The organism is Vibrio sp. V23_P3S9T160, from assembly GCF_963886625.1.
GTDB lineage: Bacteria > Pseudomonadota > Gammaproteobacteria > Enterobacterales > Vibrionaceae > Vibrio > Vibrio anguillarum.
Genome location: NZ_CAWPDB010000136.1, coordinates 15,213 through 27,411, shown reverse-complemented (window position 1 = coordinate 27,411; position 12,199 = coordinate 15,213). Strand labels below are relative to the sequence as shown.

11 protein-coding genes are annotated in these 12,199 nt (G+C 44.2%); 8 read left to right on the top strand and 3 right to left on the bottom strand.

Annotated features, from left to right (window positions below):
* The first annotated feature begins 610 nt into the window (after positions 1-610).
* Together polA and AACU59_RS18185 are read left to right on the top strand one after the other, a co-directional pair.
* A complete protein-coding gene (gene polA, locus AACU59_RS11695; protein WP_094145538.1) occupies positions 611-3,403 on the top strand; it encodes a DNA polymerase I in 2,793 nt (930 codons plus the stop codon).
* A 194-nt stretch (positions 3,404-3,597) separates the two neighbouring features.
* Complete coding sequence (locus AACU59_RS18185) at positions 3,598-3,645, top strand: hypothetical protein (protein WP_438356636.1); 48 nt, start codon at positions 3,598-3,600, stop codon at positions 3,643-3,645.
* A 509-nt stretch (positions 3,646-4,154) separates the two neighbouring features.
* Here AACU59_RS18185 and yihA read toward each other — a convergent pair.
* Entirely contained in the window at positions 4,155-4,862 is a 708-nt protein-coding gene (yihA, locus tag AACU59_RS11690) for a ribosome biogenesis GTP-binding protein YihA/YsxC (RefSeq protein ID WP_017048504.1), read from the bottom strand.
* 167 nt (positions 4,863-5,029) lie between these two features.
* Between yihA and AACU59_RS11685 the strand changes: the two genes are divergently transcribed.
* The 5 genes from AACU59_RS11685 to hemN all read left to right on the top strand — a co-directional run bounded on the left by AACU59_RS11685 (position 5,030) and on the right by hemN (position 9,080).
* Positions 5,030-5,647 (top strand): c-type cytochrome, encoded by a 618-nt coding sequence (locus AACU59_RS11685; RefSeq protein ID WP_013855644.1) that lies wholly within the window; start codon positions 5,030-5,032, stop codon positions 5,645-5,647.
* Between the two features lie 216 nt (positions 5,648-5,863).
* Positions 5,864-6,502: a class I SAM-dependent methyltransferase gene (locus AACU59_RS11680; protein WP_017044505.1), complete on the top strand. Its 639-nt coding sequence runs from the start codon at positions 5,864-5,866 to the stop codon at positions 6,500-6,502.
* Positions 6,502-7,056, top strand: a complete 555-nt coding sequence (gene yihI / locus AACU59_RS11675) for a Der GTPase-activating protein YihI (RefSeq protein ID WP_013855646.1) — start codon at positions 6,502-6,504, stop codon at positions 7,054-7,056. The genes AACU59_RS11680 and yihI overlap by 1 nt, the downstream gene beginning before the upstream one ends.
* A gap of 8 nt (positions 7,057-7,064) precedes the next feature.
* Complete coding sequence (locus AACU59_RS11670) at positions 7,065-7,553, top strand: DUF2489 domain-containing protein (RefSeq protein ID WP_013855647.1); 489 nt, start codon at positions 7,065-7,067, stop codon at positions 7,551-7,553.
* Between the two features lie 138 nt (positions 7,554-7,691).
* Positions 7,692-9,080, top strand: coding sequence for an oxygen-independent coproporphyrinogen III oxidase (gene hemN, locus AACU59_RS11665; protein ID WP_094145537.1), 1,389 nt, complete (start codon positions 7,692-7,694; stop codon positions 9,078-9,080).
* Between the two features lie 65 nt (positions 9,081-9,145).
* On the opposite strand, the gene ilvY is transcribed toward hemN, so the two are convergent.
* Entirely contained in the window at positions 9,146-10,036 is an 891-nt protein-coding gene (gene ilvY / locus AACU59_RS11660) for an HTH-type transcriptional activator IlvY (RefSeq protein ID WP_013855649.1), read from the bottom strand.
* A 143-nt stretch (positions 10,037-10,179) separates the two neighbouring features.
* Between ilvY and ilvC the strand changes: the two genes are divergently transcribed.
* The gene (gene ilvC, locus AACU59_RS11655; protein WP_013855650.1) at positions 10,180-11,664 is read left to right on the top strand and encodes a ketol-acid reductoisomerase; all 1,485 of its coding nucleotides are present in this window, start codon (positions 10,180-10,182) and stop codon (positions 11,662-11,664) included.
* 192 nt (positions 11,665-11,856) lie between these two features.
* On the opposite strand, the gene ubiK is transcribed toward ilvC, so the two are convergent.
* Positions 11,857-12,108: a ubiquinone biosynthesis accessory factor UbiK gene (ubiK, locus tag AACU59_RS11650; protein ID WP_010319855.1), complete on the bottom strand. Its 252-nt coding sequence runs from the start codon at positions 12,106-12,108 to the stop codon at positions 11,857-11,859.
* Between the last annotated feature and the right edge of the window lie 91 nt (positions 12,109-12,199).

Below are 12,199 nucleotides of genomic sequence, written 5' to 3'. Positions count from 1 at the left end.
TTTAGGGGTTGATAATTAAATGAGAATCATTATTATTAACCATGTCTTAGGGAATGGCGAAGTTCACAAGGACGTCGAGTTTACGATTAACGAATTGCTAGGTGTTAAAAGTAACAAGACAAATTGGCGACGAACTTGCGCAAGTTCTTTTTGACACGACATTGCTCACATTGCTTCCAGTGTAATTTATAGCTTTATCGTAAGGCTGAATGAATCACTTCACTTAGTTTTACCTGTTTTTGCTAGGCGACATCCTCGGGTGTCGCTTTTTTTATCGCTCATTTTCAAGAGGATGCTTTTGTTGTGAATAAAAGGCCATCGATAGTCTTTTCCACAATCAATGATCGTAAAAAGATCATGATAGGAATGTTCGATCTTTGTTTTATTCATTTATAAACAATGAGTTAACACCATTGTTTTCCTCGTTAATCACTGTTTAATAACCAGTGGATAAAAACTATGAACAGAGTTATCCACAGAATGTCATTTGCGGTGGTGGACAAATCAGCAAAATGTTTCGTTGTTCAAGGTGCATTGGCGTGGAATCCTCAAGACAGTCATGGCATCCTTAGTCATTACATTTCGTACTCGCTTTGGATTGCAAAAGACTATGGCTCGCATACCTGACAACCCGTTCATTCTGATTGATGGCTCTTCTTACCTTTACCGTGCATTTCATGCCTACCCAGGCACCATGAGTAATGGCGAAATTCCAACTAATGCTGTCTATGGCGTGGTCAATATGCTCCGTAGCATGATGCGCCAGTTTTCCGCTGAGCGTATGGTGGTTATTTTTGACGCGAAAGGAAAAACCTTCCGCGATGATATGTACCCACAATACAAAGCTAACCGTCCACCAATGCCTGATGATCTACGTTGTCAGATTGAGCCGTTGCACAATGTTATCCGTGCGATGGGGCTACCGCTGATATCGATTGAAGGTGTCGAAGCCGATGACGTGATTGGTACGTTAGCCTCTCAAGCATCACAAGCCGGCATGCCAGTGCTGATCAGCACTGGTGATAAAGACATGGCACAGCTAGTGGACGAGAATGTCACCTTGATCAATACCATGACGAATGTGGTACTTGACCGTGAAGGGGTGATTGAAAAATTCGGTATCCCTCCTGAGCTTATCATCGATTATCTGGCCTTGATGGGCGATAAAGTCGATAACATTCCTGGTGTACCGGGTGTCGGTGAGAAAACAGCGATTGCGTTACTACAAGGCATTGGCAGCCTAGAGCAAATTTACGATAACCTCGATAAAATTGCGCAATTGGGTTTTCGCGGCTCTAAAACCATGGCGCAAAAACTGGCGGATAACCGTGAAAACGCTTTTCTCTCTTACCAATTAGCCACCATCAAGCTGGATGTCGCTTTGGAAGAGAAACCAGAAACCTTGTGCAAAACCCAGCCCAATATTGATGAGTTGATTAAACTTTATGGTCAGCTCACGTTTAAATCTTGGTTAACAGAATTGCTGGATGGTGGTAATGGGGTGATTGACGCTGATGAAAAAGTGGGTGCGGTAAACACTTCTTCTTCACAAGCAAGGGAGATGGATACAACCGCCGCCACGATTGATCGCAGCCAATATCAAACCATTTTAGATGAAGAGACATTTAATACTTGGTTAGAAAAACTGAAAGCGGCAGAAGTGTTTGCGTTTGATACGGAAACCGACAGCCTCGATTATATGGTAGCGAATTTAGTTGGCCTCTCTTTTGCGACCGAAGAGGGCGTTGCAGCGTATATACCTGTTGCGCATGACTATCTTGATGCACCAAAGCAACTGGACCGTGATTGGGTACTCGCCCAACTTAAACCCATTTTAGAAGATGAAAGCCAAGCCAAAGTGGGGCAGAACCTAAAATACGATGCCAGCATTGTTGCGCGTTACGGTATCAATATGAAAGGCATCAAGCACGATACGATGCTCGCATCTTATGTGTACAACAGCGTCGGTGGCAAACATGATATGGACAGTTTGGCGCTACGATTCTTGCAACACAGCTGTATTTCATTTGAACAGGTGGCGGGCAAAGGTAAAAACCAGCTGACCTTCAACCAAATCGAACTTGAGCAAGCGGCACCGTACGCTGCGGAAGATGCTGATGTGACTTTGCGGCTTCATCACCGTTTGATGAGTCATATTGAGCAAGATGAGAAGCTCAATCGCATCTACCAACAGATAGAAGTACCTCTTGTTCCCGTGTTGTCACGTATGGAACGCACAGGCGTGATGATCGATGATATGTTGCTTGGCGCGCAATCGCATGAAATCGCTGCTCGTTTAGAGCAACTAGAACAACAAGCGTTTGATATCGCGGGTCAACCTTTCAACCTAAGCTCACCAAAACAGCTGCAAACCATTTTGTTTGAACAGATGGGGCTACCGGTGATTAAGAAAACGCCAACAGGTACACCTTCCACCAATGAAGAAGTACTGCAAGAGTTGGCACTCGACGGTTACCCTCTGCCTAAAGTGATCATTGAACATCGTGGTTTAGCTAAGTTGAAATCGACCTACACCGACAAACTGCCTAAAATGATCAACCCAATCACAGGGCGAGTGCATACCTCGTATCACCAAGCTGTAACCGCCACTGGTCGTTTGTCTTCAACCGATCCAAATTTGCAAAACATTCCGATCCGTAACGAAGAAGGACGCCGGATCCGTCAAGCCTTTATCGCTCCTCATGGCTGGAAAATTCTGGCCATCGATTACTCGCAAATTGAGCTGCGGATTATGGCGCATTTGTCCGGCGATAAAGCGCTGCTTGAAGCATTCCAGCAAGGGAAAGATATCCATGCAGCGACCGCGGCTGAAATTCTTGGAGTGAGTATTGAGCAAGTCAGCAGTGAGCAGCGTCGCCGTGCGAAAGCGGTTAACTTTGGTTTGATTTACGGGATGAGCGCCTTTGGTTTAGCTAAGCAGCTCGGCATTCCTCGTTATGAAGCCCAAGAATATATGGATAAATACTTTGAGCGTTATCCTGGCGTGATGCAATACATGGAAGATACACGCTCTACGGCTAGTGAACTTGGCTATGTTGAAACTTTATTTGGTCGCCGTTTGCATCTGCCTGAAATTAAATCGCGTAATGGGATGCGCCGCAAAGCCGCTGAACGTGCTGCGATCAATGCTCCAATGCAAGGTACGGCTGCGGATATCATCAAAAAAGCGATGCTATTAGTCGATGCTTGGATTGAGGAGCATGGACAGGGACGCGTTAAACTCTTGATGCAAGTGCACGATGAACTGGTGTTTGAGGTGCAAGAGACGGCTTTAGCCGAAATTGAAATTAAAGTACAACAATTGATGGAATCAGCGGCAACGCTAGCGGTGCCATTGGTCGCGGATACTGGTCATGGAGACAACTGGGATCAGGCGCATTAGTTGTTTTTTGAGCAGAATTAGCTAATTTATATGAGCCGACGCACAAATGTCGGCTTTTTTATGGCCTAGAAACAAGTGTTCTTGATTTTAAACTTTGTGTTGTTTAATAAAATTTTCATGAAAAAAAACTACAAAAATAGTTTTCATTTCTGACCATTTGTTATACATTAACTCTCGTAGGGTACAGAGGTAAGATGTTCTATCTTTCAGACCTTTTGTTTCACGTTATTGGATTAGGCTGATTCAGCCGCCCCAGTCAGTATTTGACTGGGGCGTTTTTTATTGGGCCAAAGAAAATATTCATCACTGTTTTTACGAGAATTTAGGTGATAAAAACACACTATTCTATTGCTGAGTAGTTACTTTATTTCTTTTATAAACACCCAATTCTGTAACTGGCTAACAGTCACACTTTGATTATTTCTAATGAGAAATCAAGTTCGCCTAAAACACAAAGAATATGTTTAAATATCATTATTATTCATTATGTTATGTTGATTTTATTGGGGTGAGCCAGAGGAGTGTTCGGTAAGTGAGTGAATTGATGACTCTTTGACCTATTGAAAAGTGGGAGGGATTAAGGAATGCTTAGCAAAACAATAATAAATTACCTCCTACTTCTCTCCCGTTGCCCCACCAGGATGGTGGGGATTTTTCTTTTTACCATTCGCATTTGGATTTAAAGCCTATAAAAAAGCCCCACGATTAGGTAGGGCTCTGTTGGAGTCACGATTTTTAGTGTTCTACAGAATTAGTGTTGTGCAGAATGGTCTGGATTCTCTTCTATCTCTTCTAAGTGAGTTGAATCACACTCATCCATCTCTTCCACTGTTTCTTGCTCAGCTAAATGTGCGAGTGCGGGTGCAAACCACGTATCCAATTTATTACGCAGCACATCGACGCCTAAGCCTTTCAATGATGAAAAAGCATCGACAGTGACATCGCCGCCAAAAGAGCGTGCCTCTTCACGAATTTTTAACACTTGAGCTTTACGTGCGCCACTTTTTAGCTTGTCCGCTTTAGTCAGTAGTACTAGTACTGGGATGTAGCAATCGACAGCCCAAGAAATCAATTGTTGGTCGAGATCTTTCATCGGATGGCGAATGTCCATTAGCACAACCAGCCCTTTTAAGCTCTTACGCTTTTGTAGGTATTCACCTAATGATTTTTGCCATTTTTTCTTTAGTTCCAAAGGAACTTGAGCAAAACCATAGCCCGGTAAATCCACAATATGACAACCTTCAGTGACTTTAAATAGGTTGATCAGTTGGGTTCGACCCGGAGTTTTACTGGTTTTAGCCAAGCTCTTCTGATTCGTTAAGCGATTCAACGAACTCGACTTACCTGCATTGGAGCGTCCTGCAAACGCAATTTCGATCCCTTCATCATCAGGTAGATGACGAATGTCAGGCGCACTGGTAATGAAATGCGTGTTTTGATAATGAATTTTTACGCTCACTGTTAACTCCATCTCGACTTTGTGTAGTCGATTGATTACTTTTTTGTGAAATTGTGTAAAATAACCGTGCTCGGCATAAGGTCGCCTATTGTACCATGAGTCGCCACTGAGAGTGAGTAGCAACTGCAAAGTGGTACTGGAAGCTTGATAATTATAAATGGAATGTCATGAAGAAATTAGCGCTAATCTTGAGTCTTTTAGCCAGCTGCTCAGTGTGGGCCCAAGGCAGCATTGAAGCTGGTAAAGCAAAATCCCAAACGTGTGTTGCCTGTCACAGTGCTGATGGCAATAGTCTACTTACAATCTATCCTAAAATTGCTGGTCAGCATGAGAAATACATAGAGAAGCAATTGCATGATCTCAAGCTGGGAATGACAAGCGGTGGCAAACAAGGTCGTTACGATCCCGTAATGAGTGCCATGGCGATGCCTCTTAGCGACGAAGATATAGCTGATCTTGCAGCGTATTTTGCATCACAAACTATTTCAGCGAACTCAACGCCTGAAGACGTTGCAGTGAAAGGAAAAGCACTTTATAGCGCAGGTGATGCAGAGCGTGGTTTAACCGCTTGTATTGCGTGTCATGGTCCACGTGGTAATGGTACTGAGCTTTCAGGTTTCCCTAAAATTTCTGGTCAGCATGCTGACTACATCAAAGCTCAACTGCAAAAATTCCGCGATGACGCTCGTAATAATGATATGAATGCCATGATGCGTGATGTCGCGAAAAAGCTCAGCGACACTGACATCGAAATACTTTCTAAATACGTTGGCGGCCTTCACTAAACCCTACACCGTTCGAGCACTGTTGTTTGAAAACGCCTTAGCACTGAGCTAGGGCGTTTTCTTTTTTGCCGAAGAAAACGTAATTTTTTGCTCAATGATCGGCTTACCTATCGCTTTTTTTATCTTTTTTTGCCTAGCTGGTGAAAAAATACGCGCTGACTCTCCACTCTAATGCCACTTTCTGGTATGTTGCGCATCCCTGTTTGAGGATGTTACATGCACATTTGCCCATTATGTTTTAGTGAACAAATAGTTCCTTATTTTGCCGATAAAGTTCGCTCTTATCTGCAGTGCCAACACTGTGCACTTGTGTTTGTTAGCCCTGAACATCGTCTTGACGAAAAAGCGGAAAAAGCATTTTATGATTTGCATGAAAATAACCCGCAGGATAGGGGTTATCGCCAGTTTTTGTCACGCGTTTGTGCGCCGATGTTGGAGAGGCTTTCTCCGGCATCTAACGGGTTAGATTTTGGTTGTGGGCCGGGGCCAACCTTATCCATTATGTTGGAAGAGGCTGGGCACACAATGTCGTTATACGATATCTTTTTTCATCCAGATGAAAAGGTGTTGCAGGCGACCTATGATTTTATGACTGCCACTGAAGTGATTGAGCATTTACATAAGCCGCACCAAGTTTGGCAGCAATGGTTAAATTTAGTTAAGCCAGGAGGCTGGATTGGGTTAATGACCAAACTAGTCAAAGACGTGGAGGCGTTTGCTGGGTGGCACTACAAAAATGATCTCACACATGTGATCTTTTTTAGTCGTGAAACCTTCCAGTACTTGGCCAAGCGGGATGAGCTTGAACTTGAATTTATTGGTAATGATGTAATTTTACTGAGGAAACCCCAGTAATGAGCCGTAGTAAAAAATCGAGAAAGCCGGGTTCAGCCGGTGAAGGCGACGTGATTGTCACGCGTAATCGCAGTGAGGCAGATGTTGAAGGCCGTTTGCGTAAGCGAGTTAAAAAACAGAAAGGTCTGAAAGCGGGTAGCCGCCATTCCGATGGTTCAGATCAGCAGCAGCGAGAAGCCGCTAAAGCGCGCGATCCACGTTTAGGCAGCAAGAAAAAAATTCCTCTGGTGGTTGAGCCAGCGAAGAAAATGACCAAGCAAGAGCGTCGTTTGTCGGCTGAGCAAGAGCTCGAAATGCTGGAAAATGATGCGCAATTGAACGTGTTGCTCGATCGTATTGATAATGGCGAAAACCTAGGTGCCGGCTTACAAAAATACGTTGATGAGAAACTCGATCGTATTGAAGCACTGATGAAGCAACTTGGTCTGTATGCTGAAGAGCAAGAAGATGTTTTCGAGCCAATCGTGACTGGCGGTAGTGCCAAAAAATCACGTTCAGATGATGATTTATTATCAGATTTTGAAGGCTTCGACCTAAATGATTTAAAAGGATAGAAAGTGCCATGAATGTAACCTTGTTAGCCATTGCTGGTGGAATCATTATTCTCGGCTTAGCGTCTTACGCTGGTTACCTTCTGCTGCAACTGAAAAAGCAAAAGGATTTGCAGCTTCAACATCAAACATTGGCCATTGAAAAACGCAATGCAAATATTTTTGATAGCGTAAATACGCTTTGCATGGCTGGGATTCAAGGCCAATGTGATCTCTCCGAGATCAGCATCCGTGTCTACTGCATTATGGATTATGTTCAAGGCGAACAGAGAATCGACTTTGATAGTTCGTATCCCGCTATTTCCGAACTGTATTATATAGTGAAGGATATGCCGCGTGGCGAAGAGCGCAGCCAACTCGCTAAACAAGAGCGAATGAAGCATAACTTAGTGCGCCAAAAGGCGGAGGCCCGTTTAATGGATGCGATTGTTGAAGAGTTAAAAGTTCTGCAAAAACGCATTGCCCCTTTGAATAGTCAAATTCCGATTCAAATGATGTAATGGCTCGACTGCCTCTTTCGAGTGAGTGATCGCGTTAGCAGTTTAGAACATTTATACACAAATTTCGTTTTGTCACCCGACGTCCATCATTGTCATGTGGCAAAATAGCCCGTCAAAGTTTCGAACGGAAAGCACAGCATGTCTTCGCAAGTCGTACCCAGCCAACAGATCGTATGGGATCAAGCTGTTTTAGATAAGTATAACTATTCAGGCCCGCGTTATACCTCTTATCCTACAGCACTTGAATTCCATGAAGCATTTACTATTGCCGATTATGATATGGCGTGTGCCCAATACCCTGACAGGCCACTTTCGCTTTATATTCATATCCCGTTTTGTCACAAACTTTGTTACTACTGTGGTTGTAATAAGGTGATTACCCGTCATTCGCATAAAGCCGACGACTATTTGGATGTGCTCGAACATGAGATTCGCCAACGAGCCTCTTTGCTGCATGGCCGTAGAGTCACACAACTGCATTTCGGTGGCGGCACACCAACCTTTTTAACTCAATTGCAAATTAGCCGTTTAATGGCCATTTTGCGTGGTGAGTTCCGCTTTGAAAATGACGCAGAAATCAGTATTGAAGTTGATCCGCGTGAAATTGAGTTAGAGATGCTTGATCACCTGCGCAGCGAAGGATTTAACCGCCTGAGCATCGGCGTACAAGATTTCAACAAAGAAGTGCAAAAGCTGGTGAACCGCGAGCAAGATGAAACCTTTATTTTTGCTATGGCGGAACGAGCTAAACAACTGGGTTTTCGCTCAACCAACCTTGATCTCATATACGGCTTGCCTAAGCAGACTAAAGGCTCTTTTGCTAAAACATTAGCGCAAGTGTTGGAGATGAAGCCGGGTCGATTGTCGGTATTTAACTACGCGCACATGCCGCAGCTGTTTGCTGCGCAGCGTAAGATTAAAGATGAAGATCTACCTACGGCGGAAGAAAAACTGGCCATATTACAAGACACGATCGCGACCTTAACGGGTGCTGGTTATCAGTTCATTGGCATGGACCATTTTGCTCTACCCAATGATGAGTTGGCCGTTGCGCAGCGTGAAGGTGTTTTACATCGCAACTTTCAAGGTTATACCACGCAAGGTAACTGCGACTTAGTTGGCTTTGGTGTCTCAGCCATTTCAATGATTGGGGATGCGTATGCGCAGAACCAAAAAGAGCTGAAAAAATACTATGAGCAAGTCAATGAGTTACGTCATGCACTCTGGAAAGGGGTGGCACTGGATAGTGATGACTTACTTCGTCGCGAAGTGATCAAGCAGCTTATCTGCAATTTCAAATTGGATAAAAGCCAAATTGAAGCACAGTTTAACGTGACGTTTAATCACTACTTCAAGCAAGATCTTGAGTTACTACAAACTTTTATTGATGATGAGTTAGTGGAAGTCGATGAAAAAGAGATCCGCATTACTTTGCGCGGGCGGTTGTTGATCCGCAACATCTGCATGTGCTTTGATAAATACTTGCGTGTTCGTGCTCGTCAGCAACAATTTTCGCGGGTAATTTAACGCCCTTACCATGAATCAAAAAGCCACTGCTCGCCAGTGGCTTTTTCTTTGAAAAGAGGGATGAGTTATGGCGTCAGGTATTTATTCGCTGCAACATCCCACAATGCTTTGATTAATGGGTTATCAAGCTGTGAGCGTTTGCAGCACACACCGAGCTGAAATGGTTTTACGGGGGCTAATTTAAGGCGCTGGATCTTATCTCTCACCGGGCTATTGTTGATCACTACATCCGGCGCAATGCCGATACCACAACCGAGCGCGACCATGCTGACAATCGCTTCATGCCCTGAGCTCTGCGCGTAAATATTGGGTTTGATCTTCATTTTTTTAAACCAGGCATTGGCTCTATCTCTTGCCGTTCCCGCTTCAGGAACAATAAAAGGGACAACTGACCAATCGGGAGTGTCATTTTGCAATTGTTCGATAAAGCTACTGATCCCGAGCGGCGCGATCACCGATAAGGGTATTTCACCAATCGTTTCAAATTCAACGCGAGCTGGTAGCTGTTCGGGCATGGCTGAAATGGCAATATCCGCTTCATCATTCAAAATCTTATCAATCGCTTGAGCAGGATCGCCAGTCAAGAGTTTGAACTCAATATACGGATGGCGAACTCGAAAATCGGACAGTAACTGAGGCAGGTGGCTGTAGCTGGCGGTGACTGAGCAAAACAAGCGAATTTCCCCTTGTAATACGCTGTTTTGGTTTTTCATTTGTACGTTATATTGCTGCCACTCTGTAATGATTTTGAGTGCAACAGGAACCAGTTTACTGCCTGCTGGCGTTAGCTCAACGCTACGATTATCACGCACAAATAAGCTTTGGCTAGTTTCTTCTTCCAGCTTCTGGATCTGCCGGCTGAGCGCGGATGGGCTGATGTGCATCGCGGCGGCAGTCTTACTGAAGTTTTTACTCTCACACAGATGGATAAACATCTGCAGGTTTTTAATGTTCATAAGTTAATCACATCACGTTGCATAAATTGCAATAACTAATTGTGAATATATCACTTTAAGCAACTTGATGTCTGCTTTAGTATCAGTTTATTCGGTTCTAGAAACCGACCTGATGGAAAGAATCTTTAAAGGAGAGCGCTAACATGGCTAACTATTTCAATACCCTAAATCTACGCCAACAACTTGACCAACTTGGTCGTTGCCGCTTTATGGATCGCTCTGAGTTTGAAAGCGAAGCCGAGTACCTCAAAGGTAAAAAAGTAGTGATTGTCGGTTGTGGTGCACAAGGTTTAAACCAAGGTCTGAATTTACGAGACTCTGGCCTTGATGTCTCTTATGCATTGCGTCAAGCGGCGATCGACGAACAGCGTCAGTCCTATAAAAATGCTAAAGAGAACGGTTTTGAAGTGGGTAGCTATGAAACGCTCATTCCTCAAGCAGACTTGGTCATTAACCTAACGCCAGATAAACAGCACAGCAATGTTGTCGAAACCATCATGCCGCTGATGAAAAAAGGTGCAGCATTGGGGTATTCTCACGGCTTCAACGTGGTTGAAGAAGGGATGCAGATCCGTAAAGACATCACGGTTGTGATGGTGGCGCCTAAGTGCCCGGGAACCGAAGTGCGTGAAGAGTATAAGCGTGGTTTCGGCGTGCCGACTTTGCTTGCTGTTCACCCAGAAAATGACCCTCAAGGTGAAGGTTGGGATATCGCAAAAGCTTGGGCGGCCGGAACGGGCGGTCATCGTGCTGGCTGTTTGGAATCCTCTTTCGTTGCCGAAGTAAAATCGGACCTTATGGGCGAGCAAACCATCTTGTGTGGCATGCTACAAGCGGGTTCGATTGTGTGCTATGAGAAGATGGTAGCAGAAGGTATTGACCCAGGTTACGCAGGTAAACTGCTGCAATACGGTTGGGAAACGGTAACCGAAGCGCTGAAATTTGGTGGCATCACTCACATGATGGATCGCCTATCAAACCCAGCAAAAATCAAAGCGTTTGAGCTATCTGAAGAGCTTAAAGACTTGATGCGCCCACTGTACAACAAACATATGGATGACATTATTTCTGGTCATTTCTCTAGCACTATGATGGCTGACTGGGCCAACGATGATGCTGATTTGCTGGGCTGGCGTGCTGAAACCGGTGAAACTGCGTTTGAAAACTACCCACAGTCTGATGTACAGATCACTGAGCAAGAGTACTTCGACAAAGGTATTTTGATGATTGCCATGGTTCGTGCTGGGGTTGAGCTGGCATTTGAAGCTATGACGGCTTCCGGTATTGTTGAAGAGTCAGCTTACTATGAATCCCTGCATGAGCTGCCACTGATTGCCAACACAGTAGCACGTAAGCGTTTGTATGAAATGAACGTGGTTATTTCTGATACGGCAGAGTATGGTAATTACCTGTTTGCCAATGTCGCAACACCGTTACTGCGCGAAAAGTTCATGCCAAAAGTATCTACTGATGTGATTGGTAAAGGCCTTGGTGAAAGCTCGAATTTCGTTGATAACGCGACCTTGATTGAAGTGAACGAAATTCTTCGCAACCATCCGGTTGAGTACATCGGTGAAGAGTTGCGCGGTTACATGACAGATATGAAACGCATTGCTGTCGGTGGCTAAAGGCTAATTCACCTTCCGGTGGTTAAGAAGGAGCCGAGAGTTCGCCCCTTTTCAATGACGAGAATGATGATGTAAAGCTCCAGACTGACTGGAGAGAATAAATACAAAAGCAAACACAATATAAAACAAAAGGCTTGGTCGCCGTTGACCAAGCCTTTTTTATTGGGAAATTTATATCTCAACCGGGCAATATTATTTGGCGGTGATTTTCGCTTCTAGCTCGGCCAATTTTTGCTCCATTTCAGTGAGCTTTTGGCGAGTACGCATCAATACTTGAGTCTGTACATCAAATTCTTCACGGCTTACCACGTCCAATTTATTTAATTGGCCTTGGATCACTTGGCGGATTTTTTGATCAACGTCGGCACCCAAATCTTTTACGGGTTGAGGCATTGAATCGTGAATTTGTTTGGCAATTTGCTCAAGTTTTTTAGGGTCAAACATAGCGGCTTACACTCCTGTCAGTTTGTCTCCATTCTAAGCAATTGAGCTGAGAATGTCGTTATTCAAGGTAAGAAAAAGGCCACTGAGGTGG

Excerpts from the sequence above, each read along its gene's own strand:
- hemN (WP_094145537.1), top strand. The coding sequence starts at position 7,692 with ATGTCTTCGCAAGTCGTACCCAGCCAACAGATCGTATGGGATCAAGCT.
- AACU59_RS11670 (WP_013855647.1), top strand. The coding sequence starts at position 7,065 with ATGAATGTAACCTTGTTAGCCATTGCTGGTGGAATCATTATTCTCGGC.
- ilvC (WP_013855650.1), top strand. The coding sequence starts at position 10,180 with ATGGCTAACTATTTCAATACCCTAAATCTACGCCAACAACTTGACCAA.
- ilvY (WP_013855649.1), bottom strand. The coding sequence starts at position 10,036 with ATGAACATTAAAAACCTGCAGATGTTTATCCATCTGTGTGAGAGTAAA.
- polA (WP_094145538.1), top strand. The coding sequence starts at position 611 with ATGGCTCGCATACCTGACAACCCGTTCATTCTGATTGATGGCTCTTCT.
- yihI (WP_013855646.1), top strand. The coding sequence starts at position 6,502 with ATGAGCCGTAGTAAAAAATCGAGAAAGCCGGGTTCAGCCGGTGAAGGC.
- AACU59_RS11680 (WP_017044505.1), top strand. The coding sequence starts at position 5,864 with ATGCACATTTGCCCATTATGTTTTAGTGAACAAATAGTTCCTTATTTT.
- ubiK (WP_010319855.1), bottom strand. The coding sequence starts at position 12,108 with ATGTTTGACCCTAAAAAACTTGAGCAAATTGCCAAACAAATTCACGAT.
- AACU59_RS11685 (WP_013855644.1), top strand. The coding sequence starts at position 5,030 with ATGAAGAAATTAGCGCTAATCTTGAGTCTTTTAGCCAGCTGCTCAGTG.